18 protein-coding genes are annotated in these 21,037 nt (G+C 62.9%); 8 read left to right on the forward strand and 10 right to left on the reverse strand.

Translation table 11 applies throughout. The features are described from left to right. Positions 1–71: 71 nt before the first annotated feature. Positions 72–1,259 (reverse strand): glycosyltransferase family 87 protein, encoded by a 1,188-nt coding sequence (locus tag F0P96_RS11230; RefSeq protein ID WP_160620129.1) that lies wholly within the window; start codon positions 1,257–1,259, stop codon positions 72–74. Positions 1,260–1,411: 152 nt separating this feature from the next. Here F0P96_RS11230 and F0P96_RS11235 point away from each other — a divergent pair, with 152 nt between their 5' ends. From F0P96_RS11235 to F0P96_RS11245, 3 genes are all read left to right on the forward strand, one after another. Further along, positions 1,412–2,056 (forward strand): dienelactone hydrolase family protein, encoded by a 645-nt coding sequence (locus F0P96_RS11235; protein ID WP_151078983.1) that lies wholly within the window; start codon positions 1,412–1,414, stop codon positions 2,054–2,056. Positions 2,057–2,147: 91 nt separating this feature from the next. After that, on the forward strand, positions 2,148–2,729 hold the full coding sequence (locus tag F0P96_RS11240; RefSeq protein WP_151078984.1) for a DUF1990 family protein: 582 nt from the start codon (positions 2,148–2,150) through the stop codon (positions 2,727–2,729). Continuing rightward, a complete protein-coding gene (locus tag F0P96_RS11245; protein WP_151078985.1) occupies positions 2,716–3,396 on the forward strand; it encodes a DUF1990 domain-containing protein in 681 nt (226 codons plus the stop codon). The genes F0P96_RS11240 and F0P96_RS11245 overlap by 14 nt, the downstream gene beginning before the upstream one ends. A 22-nt stretch (positions 3,397–3,418) precedes the next feature. Here F0P96_RS11245 and F0P96_RS11250 read toward each other — a convergent pair whose 3' ends face one another. Continuing rightward, the gene (locus F0P96_RS11250) at positions 3,419–3,715 is read right to left on the reverse strand and encodes a DUF3817 domain-containing protein (protein WP_151078986.1); all 297 of its coding nucleotides are present in this window, start codon (positions 3,713–3,715) and stop codon (positions 3,419–3,421) included. Positions 3,716–3,838: 123 nt separating this feature from the next. Between F0P96_RS11250 and F0P96_RS11255 the strand changes: the two genes are divergently transcribed. Then, positions 3,839–4,885 carry an NAD(P)-dependent alcohol dehydrogenase gene (locus tag F0P96_RS11255; RefSeq protein WP_151078987.1) on the forward strand — a complete coding sequence of 349 codons (1,047 nt, stop codon included), beginning with the start codon at positions 3,839–3,841 and terminating at the stop codon, positions 4,883–4,885. 144 nt (positions 4,886–5,029) lie between these two features. Here F0P96_RS11255 and F0P96_RS11260 read toward each other — a convergent pair whose 3' ends face one another. From F0P96_RS11260 to F0P96_RS11270, 3 genes are all read right to left on the reverse strand, one after another. Further along, positions 5,030–5,560, reverse strand: a complete 531-nt coding sequence (locus F0P96_RS11260; protein ID WP_151078988.1) for a hypothetical protein — start codon at positions 5,558–5,560, stop codon at positions 5,030–5,032. Positions 5,561–5,690: 130 nt separating this feature from the next. Further along, positions 5,691–6,374 carry a cytochrome b/b6 domain-containing protein gene (locus F0P96_RS11265; RefSeq protein ID WP_151078989.1) on the reverse strand — a complete coding sequence of 228 codons (684 nt, stop codon included), beginning with the start codon at positions 6,372–6,374 and terminating at the stop codon, positions 5,691–5,693. A 12-nt stretch (positions 6,375–6,386) separates the two neighbouring features. After that, complete coding sequence (locus tag F0P96_RS11270; protein WP_151078990.1) at positions 6,387–7,628, reverse strand: pyridoxal phosphate-dependent aminotransferase; 1,242 nt, start codon at positions 7,626–7,628, stop codon at positions 6,387–6,389. Between the two features lie 283 nt (positions 7,629–7,911). Between F0P96_RS11270 and F0P96_RS11275 the strand changes: the two genes are divergently transcribed. From F0P96_RS11275 to F0P96_RS11290, 4 genes are all read left to right on the forward strand, one after another. Further along, positions 7,912–9,510, forward strand: coding sequence for a hypothetical protein (locus tag F0P96_RS11275; RefSeq protein WP_151078991.1), 1,599 nt, complete (start codon positions 7,912–7,914; stop codon positions 9,508–9,510). A 27-nt stretch (positions 9,511–9,537) separates the two neighbouring features. Then, entirely contained in the window at positions 9,538–11,133 is a 1,596-nt protein-coding gene (locus tag F0P96_RS11280; RefSeq protein WP_151078992.1) for a hypothetical protein, read from the forward strand. 298 nt (positions 11,134–11,431) lie between these two features. Next, positions 11,432–11,992, forward strand: coding sequence for a DinB family protein (locus tag F0P96_RS11285; protein WP_151078993.1), 561 nt, complete (start codon positions 11,432–11,434; stop codon positions 11,990–11,992). A 141-nt stretch (positions 11,993–12,133) separates the two neighbouring features. Then, positions 12,134–12,733: a hypothetical protein gene (locus F0P96_RS11290; protein WP_151078994.1), complete on the forward strand. Its 600-nt coding sequence runs from the start codon at positions 12,134–12,136 to the stop codon at positions 12,731–12,733. Between the two features lie 217 nt (positions 12,734–12,950). Here F0P96_RS11290 and F0P96_RS11295 read toward each other — a convergent pair whose 3' ends face one another. From F0P96_RS11295 to F0P96_RS11315, 5 genes are all read right to left on the reverse strand, one after another. Then, on the reverse strand, positions 12,951–13,475 hold the full coding sequence (locus F0P96_RS11295) for an REP-associated tyrosine transposase (RefSeq protein ID WP_151078995.1): 525 nt from the start codon (positions 13,473–13,475) through the stop codon (positions 12,951–12,953). 134 nt (positions 13,476–13,609) lie between these two features. Next, entirely contained in the window at positions 13,610–13,966 is a 357-nt protein-coding gene (locus F0P96_RS11300) for a hypothetical protein (protein ID WP_151078996.1), read from the reverse strand. 81 nt (positions 13,967–14,047) lie between these two features. Next, a complete protein-coding gene (gene icd / locus F0P96_RS11305) occupies positions 14,048–15,313 on the reverse strand; it encodes an NADP-dependent isocitrate dehydrogenase (RefSeq protein WP_151078997.1) in 1,266 nt (421 codons plus the stop codon). A 339-nt stretch (positions 15,314–15,652) separates the two neighbouring features. Further along, positions 15,653–18,676, reverse strand: a complete 3,024-nt coding sequence (locus tag F0P96_RS11310; protein WP_235917453.1) for a M16 family metallopeptidase — start codon at positions 18,674–18,676, stop codon at positions 15,653–15,655. 269 nt (positions 18,677–18,945) lie between these two features. Further along, positions 18,946–21,015 carry a DNA polymerase III subunit gamma/tau gene (locus tag F0P96_RS11315; RefSeq protein ID WP_151078998.1) on the reverse strand — a complete coding sequence of 690 codons (2,070 nt, stop codon included), beginning with the start codon at positions 21,013–21,015 and terminating at the stop codon, positions 18,946–18,948. Between the last annotated feature and the right edge of the window lie 22 nt (positions 21,016–21,037).

A 21,037-nucleotide genomic window follows, 5' to 3' on the forward strand; every position in this document is an offset into this window, starting at 1 on the left:
AAAGGGGAGCAAAGACAACCCGGCGACGCCAAGGTTGCCGCCGGCGAAACCGGCTGGGCGCTAAGGTAGTCCTACGCCGCCAGCTCCGGCGTATGGCGGGCCGATTCTGCATCGGCCTGGGCCAGCCGGGCGCACCAGCGCGGGTACCACAGCAGCTGCACCATAATGAGCAGCCAGGCCAGAATCATGGGCACGGCTTTGATTTTGTAGGGCACGAACACACCGTTGCGCACCGCCGCCGGAAAGAGGTCGGAGGGCGAAAGGGAGGTGAAGACCAGCACCAGCCCGAGCAACCCCCACGCCAGCCCCGGCACGCTGCGGTGGTAGGCCAAAAACCAGAGCCCGAAGCCCGCCACGGCAATGACGAACGTGGGCGACTCGGCCATTTGGTTGAAGATGACCACGAAAATGAGAATAGCCGCCACGTACAGCCGGCGGTAGTGCACCTCGGCCCAGCTGCGCCAGTGCAGGAGCGGCAGCAGCAGCGTGGCCAAGCCCAGCCCTTGTACCACGCCCTTGGGAATGGGCCACCCAAACCAGGTTTCGAGCACGCCCATTACCGAAAGCTGCACGCCCGTGGCCGATACCCGCACGATGGTGTACCAGCCTTCGTACATGCGCACAAACTCGGGCCACGACGCGACCAGCAGCGGCGCCAGCGCCAGCAGAATACCAAACGCCACGGCCCACAGCGCGGCGCGCCACCAGCCGGGGTAAAACAGGAAAATCAGCCCGATGCCAATGCCGTAGACTTTGATGAAAAAGGCCAGCGCAATGCACAGGCCCGCCCAGCGGTACTTCCCCGATTCGAGGTTGATGTAGGTCCAGAGCATCAGGCCCAGCAGCAGGTTGTTGCTTTGGCTGTTCTGCAAGGCCGTGAGGGTATCGATGGCCAGCAACAACAGCAGTACCAGGCCGCGGCGCTGGTCGGGAAACAGGCGCCGCAGAGCCGGGTAGCACACAGCTAGATTTAAGGCGTTCCACAGCAGCAGGCCCAGCCAGTCGGGCATGGCCGCCGCCCAGCCCATAAACAGCGCGAAGGTGGGGCTGTACTTGTAGGGCACGCTGTAAAGCGTGGGGTAGTCGGCGTACAGGTCGCGGCCCGCCAGCAGGTGCCAGAACGGCACCGTAAAAATCTTGTAGTTGTCGATGGTGTGCTTGAGGTACTGCTGGGCAGTGGCGACCAGCAGCAACACGGAGTAGAGCACCAGCACAAAGCGCGGCTGCACGACAACAGAGGAAAAGCGCGAACGAAACACGGCGGGAAAACTAGGCTGAAGCGGAAACCGCAAAGGTACCGCCGCCGCTCCAGCTTCCCAGCGCCGCCCCGGCCGGCGCATCGGGCGGCGCTGCTACTTTTTGCCGGCTTCTACGTACCATACGCTGCCGCTTCGCCCTACTGCTTGCCTTCATGGAACCTGTTACCGCTCCCAAGCCCATTCGGCTGGAGCTGCCCCACGCGACGCTGGCCGCCGACCTCACGCTGCCGCCGAACGCCCCGGGCGTCATCATTTTTGCCCACGGCAGCGGCAGCAGCCGCCTCAGCCCGCGCAACCAATACGTGGCCCAGCGCCTCCAGCAAGCCGGGTTTGGCACCCTGCTGTTCGACTTTCTGACTCCGGCCGAAGATGCCCTCATGGAGCTGCGCTTCGACCACGCCCTGCACACGCGCCGCCTCATTGGGGCCACCAGCTGGGTGTGCCGCGAGCTGCGGCTATTTGATCTGAACATGGGCTTTTTCGGCGCCAGCACCGGCGCCGCCTCGGCGCTGCAAGCCGCCGCCGAGCTGGGCGACCGGGTGAAGGCCGTGATTTTGCGCGGCGGCCGCCCCGACCTCGCCCTCAGTGCCCTGCCTCAGGTGAAAGCCGCCACGCTGCTCATTGTGGGCGGGCAAGACTGGCCGGGGGTAAGCCTCAACGAACAGGCCTTGGAGGCGCTGCCTGGGCCTAAGCACTTGCGGGTAGTGCCCGGGGCGGGGCACTTGTTCGAGGAGCCCGGCACGCTGGCCGAAGTGGGCGACCTGGCTACCGATTGGTGCGAGAAATACCTGCGCTAAAGCAGTAGATCAAGCCCGTAGGCTCAACCTCCGGGCCCATACCCGCGTTTGCGCAACACCACTGCCGCTTGCTCACCGCTTCGCCTTTCTCATGGCCGATTCCTCAACTCCCCAACCCGCCGACACTGGCTCCGGCCCCCACATCGAGCGGCGCTACTACATCGATCTGGAAGCACCTGCCAAGTCGGCCGCCGAGCTGATGAAGGTCATTCAGTGCGACGTGGAGCACTTTTCACCCGATTTGCTGGCCAACTTCGAGAAGCGCAAAGGCGAGCAGGGCCGGCTGCGCGTGGGCGACGAATTCCACATCAAGATTCTCGGCCCCTGGAACGGCTCGGTACGCGTCACCGAGGTCAGCCCCCAGCACTTTGAGCTGCTGACGCTGGAAGGCCACCCCGAGGCCGGCCGCATTCGGTTTTCGACCCGCCAGCTGCCCAAGCCGGCCGGGGCCCTGCGCTTCGAAATTCACTCCCGGGCCCGCTCGCGCGACGGACTGGTGGCCTTTGCCTACAGCACCATTGGCGTGGGCAAGCAGGTGCAGGAGCAAACCTGGGTAACGTTTTGCCAGCGCGTGGCCGAAGCCAGCGGCGGCCGGCCGCTGGGGCCGGTGCAGGTAGAAACCGTGGAGCAAGACGGCTCCGACAAACAAACCGAACGCCATGAACGCGCCTAGCCGCCCCGCCGCCTCGGCCGCGCCGCCCCTGTGGGAGCAGTACCGCGCCCAGCTCGAAGCCTTCAGCAAAGCCAAAGTCAACTACGACCTCGCCCGCGTCGACGAGTACACCGCCGAAGCCGGCTGGCGCCTCGACGACTACGGCACCGAACTGCCCGCCGAACCGCCCGGCCCGCCCTTGCCCGACGGCAGTTGGGCCGCTGCCAAGCAGGTGCTGCTCAACTACTCCTTCCCGCCGCCCGACCTCATTACCGGCATCTTCGTGCCCGACCAGCCCCTGGCCGAGCGCGTGATGCTGCTGCGGGCGCAGTTTCTGGGCTTTACGTTCTGGTTTGGGGTGCGCATCGGTGGCGTGGTCGACGAAACCCGCACCACGCCCGACGGCCCCGAGCAGGTGTGGGGCTACAACTACCGCACCCTCGAAGGCCACTTCGAGAAGGGCGAAATCACCTTCACCGTGCACAAGCAGGAGCGCACCGGCCGGGTGCTGTTTCGGGTGAAAGCCTACTCCCAGCCCGACCGCATCCGCAACCCGTTCTACCGCATCGGCTTCAAGCTGTTCGGGCGCACCTTGCAGCGCAAGTTTGCCCGCGAGTCGCTGCGGCGGCTGAAGCAGCTGGTGGTGGAGCAGCTGCGCAATGGCAAGGCTGCAGTCTTAGCCGACTAGCCTACGGAGCGCTGCAAGCCAGTTATTCGCGGAATAGCTTCTTTTCGGCCCAGAACGTGCCGAACGGGACCAACGACGCCGCAAACGCCAGCGCCGCCTTGCGCACCGACCAGCTGTATTCGATGGCCACCATAATGACCAGCAGCACGTACAGCACAAACAACAGGCCGTGCGCCATGCCTACCGCGCGTACTGCTTCGGGCTGGCCAAAAACGTATTTCAGCGGCATGGCAATGCCCAGCAGCACCAAAAACGACAATCCTTCGAGAAAACCGACCACGCGCAGGCGGCCCAGGGAAGAAGAAAGCAAACGAAGCATAGGCCCGGTCGGAGAAGCGAAAAGTGCTGCAAAAATAACGCTGCCCGGCCGATTTTTGGCGCCGCAGCAAACCGAAGCGCCGCTGCTCGGTTAATACCTCTCAGTCCATTCACCTCCCCCTGTATGCTCCCAACTTCAGCCTACGCTGCGCCGGCCGCCAATGTGCCGCTGGCGCCGTTCCAATTTGAGCGCCGCGACGTCGGCCCGCATGATGTGCTCATCGACATCCAGTTTTGCGGCGTGTGCCACTCCGACCTGCACCAGGTGCGCGACGAGTGGGGCGGCTCGATTTTTCCGATGGTGCCCGGCCACGAAATTGTGGGCCGCGTGACCCAGGTCGGCGCCCACGTCAAAAACTTCCAGGTAGGCGACTTGGCCGGCGTTGGCTGCATGGTCGACTCGTGCCGCACCTGCCCCAGCTGCCAGGAGGGCCTGGAGCAGTACTGCGAAACCACCGGCATGGTGGGCACCTACAACAGCCGCGAAATCGGCTCGGGCGCACCCACCTACGGCGGCTACTCCAAGCAGATTGTGGTCGACGAGAAGTACACCCTGAAAGTATCGGAGAAGCTCGACCTGGCCCGCGTGGCCCCGCTGCTTTGCGCTGGCATCACCACCTACTCGCCGCTGCGGCAGTGGAAAGTGGGCCCCGGCCACCGCGTGGGCGTCATGGGCCTCGGCGGCCTAGGCCACATGGCCGTGAAGCTGGCCGCTGCTATGGGTGCCGAAGTAACCGTGCTCAGCACCTCGCCCAACAAGCAGGCCGATGCCGAAGCCCTCGGTGCCCACAAGTTTGTGGTGACAAAGGACAAGGAACAGCTGAAGTCGGTGACCAACTACTTCGACTTCATCATCAACACCGTGTCGGCCCCGCTCGATCTGGCGGCCTACCTGAACCTGCTGCGCCGCGACGGCACCATGATTCTGCTGGGCGTGCCGCCCGAAGCGCCGCAGGTGCACGCCTTCCAGCTCATCGGCAAGCGCCGCCGCATTGCCGGCTCGCTCATCGGCGGCATTCAGGAAACCCAGGAAATGCTGGATTTCTGCGCCGAGCACAACATCATGTCCGACATCGAAATCATCGACATCAAGGACATCAACGAAGCCTATGAGCGCATGCTGAAGGGCGACGTGAAGTACCGCTTCGTCATCGACCTGGCGACGCTGTAGAGGATTTGCAATCAGGATGTGTCATCCTGAGCAACGCGAAGGACCTTTTCACCGCCGAACGAGCACCGCAACAACGGCTCGTTCAGGCGGGAGAAGGTCCTTCATTGCGTTCAGGGCGACGGGTGTTAACTGAAAATCGGTGCCTCAGCGCACTTCGTAGGGGTAGTGAAACACACCCTCGAACACCAGCCGCTTAGCCGCCGAGCGGGCCACGTTGGTTTGGCAGAGCACCACCCGAAACGTGCCCGTGAGCAGGTGCTGAGCCGCGTCCACGTTCGTCACGCGCACTTCGCCCTCGTTCACGCCGCAGGCCATCGACTCGGCACTCATGTCGCCCACGCGGTAGCCGGCCTCGCGCACGTGCCCGCTCAGGATTTCCTTGAAGCGGTAGATGCCCGGCGTCGGCTTGAACTCATCGACCAGAATGGTAAGGCCTTGCTCGTCGGGGGCGTCGGCGCGGGCAATGGCCAGCGTGAGCACCTTGCCGGCCCCGGTCGATACCTCGATGCGTGAGTAGGTGGTATCGGCTTTCACGGGCACGCCGTTGAGGCGCAGTTGGAGCAGGTGCGGCGGGCGGGCCGGGGGCGCAGAAGCCGTGAGCATAGCCAGCGGCAGCACCGGCCACAAAAGCACGGAAAAACGGCGGACACGCGGCAGCAGGAGAGGCAAAAGCATGAGGAAAGATAAGCAGTGAAACCCGGCCGGGCCAGCCAACAATCGGGCCAGCGGCCTATAGCAAAGCCGCCGGGTGCCCGTGGTGGTTGCAACGGGCGTCCGGCGGCTTTTCGTGTGGCGGCAAGGGCGGTTAGCGGCGCGCGGCGTCGGGCACGGGCGTTTCGCCGCCGTGAATCATGTCGGAGGTAATGCCGTGGTCTTTGTGCAGCTCGGCCCACAGCACGCCGCCCAGGTGCACCACCACGAAGGCGATGATGAGGTACATGTTCACGTTGTGCACCTCCTTGATGGTGTGCTCTAGCTCGTGCAGGGCGGGCACGTCGTCGGCGTACACCAGGCACAGGCCCGTGGCCACCATCACCAGCAGCAGCAGGTAGAACACGAGGTAGCTGTACTTCACCAGCACCGAGTGGCGCAGGCGAAACGCGGTATCGGGCATAGCGTCGTGCAGCCGGGCAGCCTGGCGCAGGCGGTAGCGGAAGCGCTGCACCAGCGGCGAGGCCAGCTCGGCCACAATGCGCAAGGCCAGCAGCAGGGTCAGCGTCACGCCCAGGTAAATGTGCCAGTCCCAGATGCGGTGGCTCACCAGCCCGCCAATGCCGCGCAGCTGCTCTTTGGTGGCCGTAATGCCCTGTTCGCTCAGGCGCTCCTGCATCTTGGGCAGCAGCCCGCGCATGTTGATGATGACGCGCAGAAACAGGATGGTGCTCAGCAGCCCAAATACCACGGCGGCGCTGGACCAGTGCCAGAGCCGCAGCAGGGGCGAGTATTTTTTGACGGTGACAGGAACGGAAGCGGTGGGTAGCTCTGGCATGGCGAAAAAGGGTCAGGAAAGCAGGGTAGGGGTGTGTAGGGCGGAGGCGGATGCCTGGGCAAGGGTGCGGCCGGGGTAGTGCAGAAGCCCTTCGGCCAGGCAGTCCATGGCAGCCTCAATAGCGGGCTGGTTGATGACGTAGGCCAGGCGCACTTCGTCGCGGCCCGCGCCGGGCGTGGCGTAGAAGCCGGCGGCCGGCGAAATCATGACCGTGTGGCCGTGGTGCTGAAACGACTCTAGCAGCCACTGCGCAAACCGCTCGGCATCGTCGACGGGCAGGCGGGCCATTATGTAGAAGGCCCCGTCGGGGGTGGGGCACTGCACGCCGGGCATGGCCCGCAGGCGGCGCAGCATCAGGTCGCGGCGGGCGCGGTATTCGGTTTTGGTGTGGTCGAAGTAGCTGCTGGGCAGGTCGGCGGCGGCTTCGGCAAACACCTGAGCCAGGCCGGGTGGGCTCACGCGCAGCTGGGCAAACTTGAAGGCGGCTTGGTAGAGCGCCCGGTTTTTGGTGACGAATGCCCCGATGCGCGCTCCGCAGGCGCTGTAGCGCTTGGAAATGGTGTCGAGCAGTACCACGTGCTCGTCGGCGCCAGGCAGCTGCAGCGGACTCACAAACTCGGCGTCGTAGCAGAATTCGCGGTAAGCCTCGTCGGAGAGCAGGTACAGGTCGTGCGCCCGGCACACGTCCAGCAGCTCGGCCAGCTCGGTACGGGTGTACACGTAGCCGGTGGGGTTGTTGGGGTTGCAGATGAGCACGGCGCGGGTGCGGGGCGTGATGCGCGCGGCCACCTCGGCAATGGGTGGCAGGGCGTAGCCGCTTTTAAACGAAGCCGTGACGGCCACCAGCCGCACACCCGTGGCCAGCGCAAAACCCAGGTAGGGCCCGTAGAACGGCTCCGGCACAATCACCTCGTCGCCGGGATTGAAGCAGCACATGAAGGCAAACAGCAGCGCCTCCGAACCGCCGGTCGTCACCAGGATATCGTCGGCGGCCACCACTATGCCGAGGCGCTGGTAGTAGGCGGCCAGCTTGTGGCGGTAGCTGGGGTAGCCGGCCGTGGGGCTGTACTCCAGCACCCGAATGCTGGCCTGCTGCACGGCCGCCAGCATGGCGGGCGGCGTTTCCACGTCGGGTTGCCCAATGTTGAGGTGGTATACCCCCACGCCGCGCTGCTTGGCGGCGTCGGCAAACGGCGTGAGCTTGCGGTAAGGCGACATCGGCAGGGCCGTGCCGCGCTCGGATACTTTCAACATACACACGGAGCTGAACGGACAAGCCAAAGACCGCCCAAAATACCAAGCCGCACGCAGTTGCCGGCTACCCGCGCCGCAAATAATGAGATGGATGCGGCACCCAAGCCAGTAGGCAATAGCAATTTGAGTGGGCGAATTGTACTGAGCGCAGAACCAAGTGCGCGGCTTTGCTACTACCTTTGAATTAGGATTTTACGTGCTTGGCGGAGTGTGCCAGGAACGCCGATTGCCGGCGGCGGACGATTCTGCAGTGTTTTTCCACCCTTATTTTACCCCACCCTTTATGCACCGACTTTTACGCTGTGCCGGCGTGTTGGCGGCCGCCCTCTGCGCCCTGCCCGCGGCTGCGCAGGAAACCTCCATTCCCAACCTCGAAGCGTGGTCGTTCACCGGCTTCAAGTCGGTGGATGGGCAGTTCTACTACATGCTGCGGCAGGAGCGCAACGTGTACGACCTGTTCCACCTGGAGCTCTACAGCCGCGACCTGAAAAAGCTCAGCACCACCGACGTGCGCCTGGGCCGCAACGGCAAGTTGTTGGCCGCCCGCGCCGTGGGCGACTACGCCGTGTTCTGCTTCTACAACGGCAAGACCGGGCAGCTACTCAAGTTCGACGCCAACGGCCAGAAAAGCCAGGACGTGGCCGTGCCCGCCGCCGACGTGTTTGGCAGCATCACCGCCATTGAGCCCGCGGGCGGCGGCGACTTCTACGTGGCCTACCCCATCGACGCCGACAAGAAAGGCTACTCGGTGGCCCGCTACGGCGCCGATTTCAAGCCCAAGTGGCAGAAAGACTACGCGCCCGAGAAAGGCAAGTACCAGCTGAAGATGTTCCGGGCCGATGCCACCCACGCCTACGCCATCGACGACTACTCCAAAACAGGCTGGGAAGTAGCCTGCCTCGACGGCACTACCGGCGCCGAAAAGGCCCGCCCGGCCCTGCCAACCGCGCCCAACCTGCTGGAACCCACCCTGGCCAGTATCGACAAAGCCGGCCGGCTGCTGCTGAGCGGCACGTACGTCGACAAATCCTCGCCGCGGCCCGTGGTGTCGGTGCAAACCGAGGAAACGCCGCCGCGCGAGGGCTTTTTCACCAGCGCCTACTCGCCCGAGGGCAAGGAAGAATTTCTGACCGCCACGCCCTACACAAAGGAGCTAGGCCAGCAGCTGAATTCGCGCTCCAGCATCCAGATTTTCACGGTGCGCAACTACCCCGGCCTCAAGTTGCACGAGCTGGTGGAGCGGCCCGGCGGGGGCTACACCCTCATAGGGGAAACGTTTAAAACCTACGGCTACAACGACACCGACTACCAGCTGGCCGGCGGCACCAAAACGGCCGCGCCCGCTGCGCCCAACAGCAGCTTCGGCTCGATGGGCGGCTTCGGCGTAGCCAACACCCGCCGCTACATCCTGGACTTCGTGCTCATGCAGCTCGATGCCCAGGGCAAAATCACCAGCATCAAGCGTATTCCCAAGCCCTACAAGCTCTACCAAAACCGCAGCATCGGCAACGGGCCCGAGGAGTTCGACAAGCGCCTGGCCTACAGCTACCGGTTTATGTACCAGTCCACGCCGGCGCAGGAGCCCCGGCTGGTGTTTCTGAACTGGCACCAGAACCTGCAGTACGTCAACACCATCGGCAGCACCGACACGCGCGACAACCTCTTCACCCGCCTCTACCTCGACCAGCCCGTGGTGCCCGCCGACAAAGACCGCGGCGAGCTGACAGTGCGCGAGTTTGAAGACGAAGTGACGGCCCACAACGTGGACTTGTTCTACGACGAAGTGCTGCCCAACGTGCCCGGCAAGTTTGTGTACTCGCACTACGACAAAGCCCGCCAGACGCTGTTTCTGCGCCTGCTCGACGTGCCCGGCCTCAAGTAATTCCTGGTGTTTTATCTGCTGATTCCGATGACGACTTTCCTTTCGCGGCCCCTTGGGCTGCTGACTGCCCTGCTGCGCCAGAAAGCTGGCAGCCTCCTGTATCTGCTGACCCTGGCCGCCTTGCCCGCGGTGGCGCAAGCCCCGCAAGACCTCACCTTGCGCGGCGTGCCAGTACCGCCCCAGGTCCTGCCGCTCGACGGCCAGGGCTACGCCGTGCTCTACCGCAGCGAAGCCGGCGAAGAAGGCCAGGACGTGTACGCCATGCGTATTCTCGACCCGGCCCTGAAGGTGAAGCACCAGTACGCGCTCAACATTCCGGTGGGCGCCGTGCCATTGGCTACGCTGCCGGCCCGCAACACCTTCGCGCTGGTGTTTCAGGACCGCACCACGGCCCGCGTGGCCCTCTACACCTTCAACCCCGGCACCGGCGCCAAGCAGCAGCGCATCCTCGAAGCCTTGCCCGACGGCCGCCGCGCCCCGGCCGGGGCCCCGCTGGTAGCCACCACGCCCACCGAAGGCTATTGCCTGGTGCAGCCCTACCGCGCCGACACCGCCGGCTACGCCATTACCATTCTCGACGCCAACCTGAAGCCGGAATGGACGCACATGTACTTCCCAAAGGATTTGCGCCAGCATCAGCCCCTGCAAGTGGCCGTGAGCAAGGACGTAATTACCCTCGTGCTGTCGGATTCATACATCCTGAACCGCAACAAGCCCACCCAGCGCTACATGACCGACTACGCCGTGCTGGGCATCGACCGGGCCACGGGCAAGGTGCTCTACCGCACGCCCACCCGCCAGAACGGCCTTACCATGTTGCCCAACCAACTGTTGCCCCTGGCCGATGGCCGCGTGGCCACCACCGGCGTGTACTTCACCAGCAAGGCCACCCGCCTCGATAGCGCCCAGGGCGTGTTTCTGACCACCTACAAGCCCGACGGCACCGCCGCCGCGCCCGTTCTCACCCCGTGGGCCGAGCTGGGCAAAGCCGTAAATGACCCCGGCCTAGGCGTGCGCGTACAGGCCCGCAAGGCCTACTTCCCGCTGCTGGAGCTGGTAACCACCACCGGCACCGACGCCAAGCTCATCGGCGAGTACAACGACAACGGCCAGCCCGGCCCCTTCGTGGTGCTGAACTACGATGCCACCGGCAAGCTCGCCAACATCTACCCCGTGGCCCGCACCTTCAAATCCGTAAGCACCGCCGACGAGCTGCGCTATAGCCACTACCGCGGCGTGGTGGGCAAGCAGGGCGAACCGTACCTGCTCTACACCGGCGTCGAGAGCAAGCAGGAATACGCCTACGCTACCGTGCTGGCCAACGTGCCCGGCCGCTCGGCCGTGCGGGCGGTGTCGTCGCTGGAGAAGCTGCCCGATGCCCCGGCAGCCCCGGCCGCCTTTGTCGACCCCGTGGCCCAGCACCTGGAGCTGTTTCGCAAGAACCTGAACACGGCCGCCGAAGCCGTAAACAAGGCCCTCTACGGCGACACGCCGCCCCCGCAGACCTACTACCAGAACGACCCGCTCACCGGTTTCGTGGTGGGCGCCCCCGGCGAAGTAGCCACCTTCCGCTACGACCCCGCCCGCAAGCAGATGCGCCTCCGCGTGCTGCCCATGCAGTAAAGTTTCGTGCCTTAGACCGTCATGCTGAGCTTGTCGAAGCATTTCTACCGCTTTGCTAGAACGTCATGCAGAGCGCAGCGAAGCATCTCGCGTGTTTACCAGGATAGTAAAATCACTCTCTGGAGTCAGCACGCGAGATGCTTCGCTGCGCTCTGCATGACGTTCTAGCGGCATGACGGTCTGATTGTTTTTGCGCGAAGCATCAGTCACCAATGTGCTTTAAGTTCTGAAGCCTCGCCAGTAGCGTCTTGCTAGCGGCGGGGCTTCAACTTGTAGCAGCGTTTCCAGTTATGCTCCCATGACTCCTGCCCCTGCTTCCTCTTCTGACAAGCACCTGAACGCCCCGCTGCCCGAAGTATGGCTGCGCGGCCCCCTCCCCGAGGTGCCGCCGCTGCTGCAACCCGTAGCCCACGCCCTGCTGCAGGCCCGCGAAGAGCTCGGCGCCGCCCTCCACGACTTCCCCGCCGACCTGCTCTGGCAGCGCCCCGCCGGTGTGGCATCAGTGGGGTTTCACCTGCAGCACCTCACCGGCGTGCTCGACCGCCTGCTGACCTACGCCCGCGCCGAAACCCTGACGCCCGCGCAGCTAGCCTACCTGGCCGCCGAAGGAAAACCCACCGCGCCGCCCACCAGCACCGCCGCCCTCGTGCGGGCTTTCGAGACGCAGGTGGAGCAGGCCCTGGCGCAGCTACGCGCTACCGACGAAGCCACGCTACCCAACTGGCGCGGCGTGGGCCGGGCGCAGCTGCCCTCCACCGTGCTGGGCCTGCTCACGCACGCCGCCGAGCACACCATGCGGCACCTGGGACAGCTGCTGGTAACGGCGCGGGTGGTGCAGACTGCGCCGCCAATGCCCTGAAATACCCGGAAGTAGGTATTGACACCTGTCGGTTTAGTGCGTCACTTTGCATTATCCTTGGCCGGTGCGCAATGGCGCCGCTGGCCGGGGAATTGACCTCTTCCACCGGCAGCCTGCCCCGCTGCTTTGCCTCCTCCACTCATGAAACACGCGTACTCCTTTGGCTTGGCCTTTCTCGGCCTGGCTTTGTCCGTCAGTCTGACCTCCTGCCTCACCGACGGCAAAGAAGACGACCCCACGCCCACCGACAACGGCGTAACCGAAAGCCTGCACTTCGCCTTCAAAACGCCTGACTGGCAGCGCCAGATCGACTGCACGCACCTCGACTTGAACGCCTACGGCGGCTTCGGCACAACCACCTACTATACCTCGGCTACCTCGGCGTCTACCAATTCCACCTTCTACCTGTCGTACCCCAAGGACAGCTCGGCCATTGTGGCGGCCACCAACCTGAAAAAGTACCCCATTGCCGATTACGGCCAGAGCACCGAGCTGCCCTTCCGCTTTTCGCTGAAGCTGCCCACCACCGAGGGCAGCACAGGCCGCCTGGTTAGCAAGGCCGGCGAATCGGCCGATGTGTTCAACGAGATTGTGGCCGTGAAATACGCCGGCCGCGACGGCAGCGAAGCCAAGTTCGACGTGAAAGGCCGCTACCAGATGCAGGTGAGCGAGTTGAACACGACCAACGTGAAAACGGTAACCGGCACCTACCATTTCCGCATCCGGACGACCCGTCGCTAGGGCCGGGTTGCGTTTGCTGGGAAATGCAGCAGGGCACCCGTGGTGGGTGCCCTGTTTTTGTGTTAGGGTGACTATGGTTTCGTGCAGTCGCTCGGCTGTGCCGAGTGACGCCTACGCTCCAGCAGCTGTGCTGCGCGCGTTTGCGCTGGTGGCGTGGGTGTGCGCGGTACCGGGCTCGGCACAGCCGAGCGACTGCGGCAGGATGGGACCTGATGCTTTACAGTGGCAAGGTTTGCAAGGGGCCTGAGGGGCAAGCGCTGCTCCATGAATAGTGCTCGGGGGCGGTAACTAGGCCTGCTTCTACTGGATTTAGGTGAATGTAGCGCAGCTTTTGATGCAGTACAGCGGGCGTGAACAGGGCAATGGGGTGCGTGGTTTTCTGCCAAAACATGTACTGCTCGTTTTGGCGGTGGGGACGTGCATAGTAGGCAAACAGGCGCATCATCCACTCACGGCGGCTTTCGTGCTCGTTTTCGGCCACGCTTTTCAGGAGCTGGCGGGCGGTGTAGGCTTTCAGGTCGCGCAGTACGTCGCTGAGGTTGCCTTCGGTGCGGGCCGCTATCAGGTGTACGTGGCTGCTCATGATGACGTAGGCGTACAGTTCCAGGCCTTTGTGCTGCTGGCAGTAGAGAAGGCTGTCGGTCAGGATGTCGACGTAGCGCGGGCGGTTGAATACGTCGACCCAGCCGACGACGGTGAGGAAGAAGAGGCCACCGGGATAGGTTTTGCGCAGCTCGGACATGGTAGTGGATACTGTTGGGTAATTGGGCCGAGCAGGCGGGCGTGGGGTTGTGCTAGCGGTACGGACGCGCGCAGCAGAGCTGCTTGGGCGTAGGCGTCACTCGGCACAGCCGAGCGACTGCGACGAGTTGACTTTCACTGGTTGTATGCCACACTCATCACACTATCTCGCTTAACAACTACGCGCAGAGCGTCAGGTGCTGCAAAACCCATGTCGTAATGCATTATTAAAATAGAATCATTACCCGATTCCCATTTGTAAATAAAATTAGGGTTCGGGATAAAGCGGAAAGGGCCTAGGAAAAGAGAGTCGCTTGTGTACAATAGGTCAGGTGGTGAAAGAATTCTTACTACTTCTTGCTGGGTCATACCCACCTTGACTTGGTCAATTTTGGAGTATACTTGGCTGGACTTAGAGAAAAAGGCTGAATAAATAGCGGCAAGAGCGACTAAGCAACCCAACACAAGAATAGAGTAAAGGGTGGGCTTCATGGCATCAACTTCTTTATTGTCAAATAAAAACCCCGCGCCGGCTGATGCCAACGCGGGGTTTTTTGGGCCTGAGCCAAGGTATTACATGTTCTTCACAATCTCCTCGCCGAACTCGGAGGTTTTGAGGAGGGTAGCGCCGTCCATGAGGCGTTCGAAGTCGTAGGTGACGCGCTTGTTGGCAATGGCGGCTTCGAGGCCTTTGTAGATGAGGTCGGCGGCTTCCTGCCAGCCCATGTACTCCAGCATGAGGGCGCCGGAGAGGATGACGGAGCCGGGGTTCACCTTGTCTTGGCCGGCGTACTTGGGCGCGGTGCCGTGGGTGGCCTCGAAGATGGCGTGGCCGGTGAGGTAGTTGATGTTGGCGCCCGGCGCAATGCCGATGCCGCCCACGATGGCAGCCAGGGCGTCGGAGATGTAGTCACCGTTGAGGTTGAGGGTGGCTACCACGTCGTAGTCGGCGGGGCGGAGCAGTATCTGCTGCAGGAAGGCGTCGGCGATGCTGTCCTTGATGAGGATTTTGCCCGAGGCCAGCTCGTTCTTCATGTGGGCGTTGGCGGCATCCTGCCCGTGCTTGGCGGCCAGCTTATCGAACTGGGCCCAGGTGAACACCTTGTCGCCAAATTCCTTCTCGGCCAACTCGTAGCCCCAGGTTTTGAAGGCGCCCTCGGTGAACTTCATGATGTTGCCCTTGTGCACGATGGTCACCGACTCGCGCTTGTTTTCCAGGGCGTAGTTGATGGCGGCACGCACGAGGCGCTCGGTGCCTTCTTTCGAAACGGGCTTGATGCCGAAGGAGGAGGTTTCGGGGAAGCGGATTTTCTTCACGCCCATCTCGTCCTGCAGGAATTCCAGCATTTTCTGGGCCTGCGGGGTGCCGTTCATGTACTCGATGCCGGCGTAGATGTCTTCGGTGTTTTCGCGGAAGATGACCATGTCGGTCAGCTCGGGCTGCTTCACCGGGGAGGGCACACCCTCGAACCAGCGCACGGGGCGCACGCAGGCGTAGAGGTCCAGCTCCTGGCGCAGGGCCACGTTGAGCGAGCGGATGCCGCCGCCCACGGGCGTGGTGAGCGGACCTTTGATGCCCACGAGGTATTCGCGGAAGGCCTCGAGGGTTTCGTTGGGCAACCAGTTGTTGACCTGCTTGAACGACTTCTCGCCGGCCAGCACTTCCTTCCATACCAACTGACGCTGACCACCATAGGCCTTCTCGACAGCCGCATTGAAGACGCGCACGGAAGCGGCCCAAATGTCGGGACCGGTACCGTCGCCTTCGATAAAAGGAATGGTGGGACGGTCGGGAACGTTGAGCTTGCCGTTCTTAATGGTAATCTTCTGGTCTGCCATATGAAACTGTGTCGGTTAAGACGGAGGGTTATGGGAGGGTTGGGAATTAGGGGATGAGCAAGAGGGCAAAGCAGAGCCTACGCCGGGTAGGGCGGGGGCAGTTCTCGGCAGGTCGCTCAAAACAGAGTGCAAAGCACCGACTAAAATTGGGGGGAAACAAGTGTTTGGGAAAAATGTCGTATGGGAAGCCTCGGCCCCGGCCCGTCTCATCGGGGCGAAAAGAAGCCACGGCGGCCCTTGAAAAAGCAAGAGCGGCCCGCACCTCAGGTGCGGGCCGCTCTTGCTGGGCGTTGAACGTCATTCCGAGCGAAGTCGAGGAATGACGTTCGATTGGTGGTGCTAGTACCCGAAGATTTCCTTGAGCGTGAGCTGCTGCACCTGGCCGTATTTGGCCAGCTCCTTGAAGTTCAGGCGGTCTTTGGAGCCGATGACGAGGATGGTCTGGGGCTGGCCTTTGACTTTGGCCTGCTGGAACTTGCGCAGGTCGTCGAGGCTCATGCTGGCGGTTTTCTCGTACACGTCGCGGCGCAGGTCGTAGTCGAGGCCGAGGCGTTTGGCGCGCTCGTAGGCGAAGAGGATGTCCGACTTGGTGATGCGCTCGGTGGCAATGCTGTTGCGGATGCTCTGGCGGGCAATGTCGAGGTTGGCCTCGGCGGCGGGCATGTCGGTGAGCAGGGCTTCCATGCCGGCCATGGCCTCGGGGAGCTTGTCGGCCTGGGTGCCGATGTAGGAGAGTTGGTAGTTGGAGCGGCCGGCTTTGTCGGCGTTGGCGTAGCGTGAGGTGGCGGAGTAGGCCAGGGCCTTTGATTCGCGCAGCTCCTGGAACACGATGCTGCCCATGCTGCCGCCGAAGTACTCGTTGTAGAGGCTCACGGTGGGCACAATGTCTTTGTTGTAGACCTCGCCCTTGGTCAGGAACAGGATTTCGGCCTGCACCATGTTGTAGTCGACCCAGTAGACTTTGCGGTCCTTGAGGGGGAGTTCGGCGAAGTCTTTAGCGGGCGGGGTGGGAGTGAGCTTGGCGGGTGTCTTGTGAAACTTGCTGAGTGTCTCTTTTACGCCCGTAGATTCGACAACAGCTCCACCTGCACTTGGAGGGAGAAATTTATCTGAAAGCATCGGGCTCGGCCCGTAATACAGCACGCGGTGCTCGTAAGTGGGCAGCTTTTTGATAAGGGCCGTAAGGTCGGCAGGCTTCAGGGCCTTTAGCTCTTTCTCACTCAGTTGGCTGGTGAAGGGGTTTTTGGGGCCATACTTCACGTAGTTGACCATGCCTTGCTGCAGAATCACGCTCTTGTTCAGCTTGGCATCCTGGCGCGACTTGAGCACGCCGGCCACCATGTCTTTCAGGGCCTGGGCGTCGGGCGTGGGGTTGTTGAGGAGCTGCTCGAAGAGGTTGAGGGCGGGCTCCAGGTTTTTGTCGAGGCCGGAGAGGCTCACGAACACGCGGTCGGTGCCGCTTTGCACGCCGAACGAGCAGCCGAGCTTGTAGAACTCCTGCTGGAGCTGGGCGGCCGAGAGCTTGCCGGTGCCCAGGTATTGGAGGTAGTTGGCCGCGAGGCCCAGCTTGGGGTCGTTGTTGGTGCCGATGTCGAGCACGTAGTAGAGGTCGAACAGGCCGTTTTCCTTATTCTGCGTGTAGTAGAGCGGCAGGCCGGGCTTCAGCTGCACCTGCTGAATGTCCTTCTGGTAGTCCACAAACACGGGCTGCAGCTCGGGCGCTTTCAGGGCCACCACTTGCTTGTAGTAGTCGGAGGCCACCTCGCGGTTGACGGGCACGGGCGTAATGGCGGGCTTGATGACCTTGGGCGTGCTGGTGTCTTTGCCGGTGCGCTTGTATACGAGGGCGTAGCCGGGGCCATAATACTGGCCTGCCACGCGCATCACGTCCTGCTTGGTGAGCTTGCCGAAGTCGTCGAACTGCTGGAGGTAGTCTTTCCAGTCTTGCTGGGCCACAAATGCGGCCACGAAGGCCCCAGCGCGGGCCTCGTTGCTCTCGTAGCTCTTGGTGCGCTGCAGCTGCTCGTTGTTGATGATGGCCGGAATGAGCCAGTCGGGGAAGTCGCCCTTCTTCACCTTATCGAGCTGGGCCAGCAGCAAGTCGCGCACCTGCTCCAGCGTCTGGCCCTGGCGCGGCGTGCCGTAGAGCACGTGGGTGCTGTAGTCGTTGTTGATTTCGGTGAACGAGGCGGCTTCCAACACAGCCTGCTTCTGGTTCAGGTTCAGGTCGATGAGGCCGGCCTGGCCATTGGTCAGGATCTTGTCGATCAGGCGCAGCGCCAAGGCATCCTTGGACGTAGTGCCAGGGAAACGGAAGCCCAGCATTACGTTTTCGGCGTTCGGGCCTTTCACTTCCGACACGCGCGGGGCCTGAATGGGCTCTTCCTGGGCCGGTGTGTAGCCGGGAACGTCTTTGCGCCGAAGCTTGCCGAAGTACTGGTCGATGGTGCGGATGGTCTGGTCGTAGTCCAGGTCGCCGCTCATGGCCACGGCCATGTTGTTGGGCACGTAGTAGCGGTCGAAATACCGCTTGATTTCGGTAATCGAGGGATTTTGCAGGTGCTCAATGGTGCCGATGGTGGTTTGAGTGCCGTACTCGTGCTTCTGAAACAACGAACGGTTCAGGGCCTCAAATTCCTTGTTGAAGTCGTTGTCGAGGCCGCGGTTTTTCTCCTCGTACACTGCCTCCAGCTCGGTGTGAAACAAGCGCGGCACCAACTCGCCAAACCGTTCGGCCTGCACCGAGGCCCATTGCTCAATGCGGTTCGACGGAATGTCTTCCTGGTACACCGTCTGCTCGTTGGAGGTGTAGGCATTCGAGCCCTTCGCTCCAATAGAGCCCATCAGCTTGTCGTACTCGTTGGCCACGGCGTACTTGGCCGCCACGCCCGAAACGGAGTCGATTTGGTGGTAGAGCTTCTTGCGCACCGCGGCGTCGCGGGTGGCGCGGTACTGCTCGTACAGCCCCTCGATTTTAGCCAGCTCGGGCTGCTCGGCGGCGAAATTCTGCGTGCCCAGGTGCGAGGTACCCTTGAACACCATGTGCTCCAGGTAGTGCGCCAAGCCGGTGGCGTCGTGTGGGTCGTTTTTGGAGCCGGCGCGCACCGCCACGTACGTCTGAATGCGCGGGGCGTCGTCGTAGTCGGAGAGGTATACCGTCAAGCCGTTGTCGAGGGTGTAGATGCGCGTTTTCAGCGGGTCGCCCTCCACGGTAGTGTACTTGTATTCCTTGGGCTTGGGGGCTTCGGCGGTCGGCGCCTGGGCCGTTGGCGCGGTAGCGGTAGCAGCGGTTTTGCTCGACTGGCACTCGGTGAGGGCCAACGCCGCCACGGCTGGCAGCAGGAGCAGGAAGGGTTTTTTCACGGGAATCAGCGTTTCAGCGGGAATGCACCAAAGGTAGCAGAGCAGCCAGAACAGCAGGACGCAGCCAAAAGCTCCCCTGCTTTGCCAAGGAGGGGACGCGGCAGTTTACTGCCGCTGGGGTGGTTCCGTCGTTGCCGACATTGAACGACTAACGACAGGCCCTCATGCTTCGACAAGCTCAGCATGAAGGCCTTATACACAACGACCGAACCATTCCCTCCTTGGATAAGAAGGGGATAGTTCTTATGCCAGCAGGCTCGTGACTTCGCCTAAAAATCCGTGTCGAGGCCCAGGCGTTGCTTCATTTCCATGAGCACCGGGTACTTATCGGCCAGGAAGGCAAACTTGTCGGTGGAGGTGTAGAGGCGCTTCACCGTGGGCGCCGATTCCACCACATCGGCGGCCAAGCGCAGAGTGCGGTAGCCGGTGCGGCGCTTCAGCTCCAGCAGCAGCTCGGGGCGGAAGGCGTTGAACTGGTCCATCTGCACGCCGTTGTCGAGGTGCAGCTGAATGGTGTGCTGCTCGTCGGCGTGCACGGGGCGGTTGAGCACGAGGTACTCGCTCATGCTGTTGACCTTCCGCTCCTCGGCAATTTCGGCCCACACCCGCTGTAGCACGGCATTGTCGATGTGCCCGGTTACGGGGCCATCGGCTTCTTCCTCCACCACTACCGCCGCTGCTTCCTGCTTCTGCGTGGCCTGTGCTTTCACGGCCTGCAGGTTCATCTTCGGAATGGCAATGGGCTTGGGCGCAGGCCGCGCCGCACCGGGAATCGGGCTGTGAGCTTCGGCTACCAGGGTCGGGGCACCGGGCTCGTGGCCGGCCACGCTGGGCCGACCGGCGGCCACGTGCGGCAGCGTGTCCACCAGCTGCGCTTTGGTCGAGGGCCGTTCCTCCTGCTCGGTTTCGATGCTGGGCGTGGGGTGCATTTCCGCCACGCCGCTTTGCACGGGCACAATGGGCTCGGGCGCGGCCGGCGCGTGGGCCTGGGTGCCGTTGCCGTTCGGCTGCGGATAGGCCGAGGCCGAATCGTGGGCTACGGCTCCATTTAAGCCAGTTCCGTTAGCGGGATAGGCTGCCGAGCCGTTGGCCTGGCGAGGGCCCGCCGAAGCCGGCGCGGCCAGTGGCGCAACGGCTGCCGGGGCAGCGTGCGCTACGCCGTTAGTTTTTTTTTTAGCCTCGCCGTTGTCCGACGAGGCGACGAGGCTGCCGGCCGAGGCTACCAGGTCCTGGGTCAGCTGCACGGCGTTGCGCAGGTAGGCCAGCTTCATGAGCACCAGCTCCACATGCAGGCGCTGGTTTTTGGCCGCTTTGAAGTCCCGGTCGCACTGGCTGAGCAGGTTCAGGCCGGTAACGAGGAAACTCAGCGGTGCCTGCCGGGCCTGGTCGACGTAGCGCTGGCGCAGGCCCTCCGACACTTCCAGCAGCTGCACCGTTTGCGGGTCTTTGCTCACCAGCAGGCCGCGCAGGTGCTCGGCGGCGCCCACCACAAACTGGTGCAAATCGAAGCCGTTCTGCACCACTTCGTCCAGCAGCAGCAGCGTGGCGGTGAGGTTTTGTGTGAGGCAGGCTTCGGTGAGGCGGAAATAGTACTCGTAGTCGAGCACGTGCAGGTTCTGCACTACCGCCCGGTAGCTCAGCTGATGGCCCGAGAAGGTCACCATCTGGTCGAAAATACTGAGCGCGTCGCGCAGGCCGCCGTCGGCTTTCTGCGCAATCAGGTGCAGCGCGTCTTCCTCGGCCGTCACCTCTTCCTTGGCCGAAACATAGGCCAAGTGCCCCACGATGTCGTCGAGCTTGATGCGGTTGAAGTCGAAAATCTGGCATCGCGACAGAATCGTGGGAATGATCTTGTGGCGCTCCGTGGTGGCCAGAATGAAAATGGCGTAGCCCGGCGGCTCTTCCAGCGTCTTCAGAAAGGCGTTGAAGGCCGCGTTCGAGAGCATGTGCACCTCGTCGATGATGTACACCTTGTAGCGGCCGGCCTGCGGGGCGTAGCGCACCTGCTCCACCAAGCTGCGGATGTCTTCGACGCTGTTGTTGGAGGCCGCGTCCAGCTCGTGCACGTTGAACGAGGCGCTCTGGTTGAAGGCCCGGCAGGAGTCGCACTGGTCGCAGGCCTCGGCCTCGGGCGTGAGGTTGGTGCAGTTGATGGTTTTGGCCAGAATGCGGGCGCAGGTGGTTTTGCCCACCCCGCGCGGGCCGCAAAACAGGAACGCCTGGGCCAAATGGCCGGTCACGATGGCGTTTTGCAGCGTGGTGGTCACGTGCTGCTGCCCTACCACGCTGCGGAACGTGGCGGGACGGTACTTACGGGCCGAAACGACGAAATTTTCCATGCTCACTCCCTGCAAAGATACC

The organism is Hymenobacter busanensis (assembly GCF_008727865.1).
Lineage (GTDB): Bacteria > Bacteroidota > Bacteroidia > Cytophagales > Hymenobacteraceae > Solirubrum > Solirubrum busanense.

Coding starts and splice junctions, on each gene's coding strand:
- F0P96_RS11300 (WP_151078996.1), bottom strand. CDS start 13,966: ATGAAGCCCACCCTTTACTCTATTCTTGTGTTGGGTTGCTTAGTCGCT.
- F0P96_RS11240 (WP_151078984.1), top strand. CDS start 2,148: ATGGCCGATTCCTCAACTCCCCAACCCGCCGACACTGGCTCCGGCCCC.
- F0P96_RS11315 (WP_151078998.1), bottom strand. CDS start 21,015: ATGGAAAATTTCGTCGTTTCGGCCCGTAAGTACCGTCCCGCCACGTTC.
- F0P96_RS11285 (WP_151078993.1), top strand. CDS start 11,432: ATGACTCCTGCCCCTGCTTCCTCTTCTGACAAGCACCTGAACGCCCCG.
- F0P96_RS11260 (WP_151078988.1), bottom strand. CDS start 5,560: ATGCTTTTGCCTCTCCTGCTGCCGCGTGTCCGCCGTTTTTCCGTGCTT.
- F0P96_RS11250 (WP_151078986.1), bottom strand. CDS start 3,715: ATGCTTCGTTTGCTTTCTTCTTCCCTGGGCCGCCTGCGCGTGGTCGGT.
- F0P96_RS11255 (WP_151078987.1), top strand. CDS start 3,839: ATGCTCCCAACTTCAGCCTACGCTGCGCCGGCCGCCAATGTGCCGCTG.
- icd (WP_151078997.1), bottom strand. CDS start 15,313: ATGGCAGACCAGAAGATTACCATTAAGAACGGCAAGCTCAACGTTCCC.
- F0P96_RS11290 (WP_151078994.1), top strand. CDS start 12,134: ATGAAACACGCGTACTCCTTTGGCTTGGCCTTTCTCGGCCTGGCTTTG.
- F0P96_RS11265 (WP_151078989.1), bottom strand. CDS start 6,374: ATGCCAGAGCTACCCACCGCTTCCGTTCCTGTCACCGTCAAAAAATAC.
- F0P96_RS11295 (WP_151078995.1), bottom strand. CDS start 13,475: ATGTCCGAGCTGCGCAAAACCTATCCCGGTGGCCTCTTCTTCCTCACC.
- F0P96_RS11275 (WP_151078991.1), top strand. CDS start 7,912: ATGCACCGACTTTTACGCTGTGCCGGCGTGTTGGCGGCCGCCCTCTGC.
- F0P96_RS11280 (WP_151078992.1), top strand. CDS start 9,538: ATGACGACTTTCCTTTCGCGGCCCCTTGGGCTGCTGACTGCCCTGCTG.
- F0P96_RS11235 (WP_151078983.1), top strand. CDS start 1,412: ATGGAACCTGTTACCGCTCCCAAGCCCATTCGGCTGGAGCTGCCCCAC.
- F0P96_RS11245 (WP_151078985.1), top strand. CDS start 2,716: ATGAACGCGCCTAGCCGCCCCGCCGCCTCGGCCGCGCCGCCCCTGTGG.
- F0P96_RS11270 (WP_151078990.1), bottom strand. CDS start 7,628: ATGTTGAAAGTATCCGAGCGCGGCACGGCCCTGCCGATGTCGCCTTAC.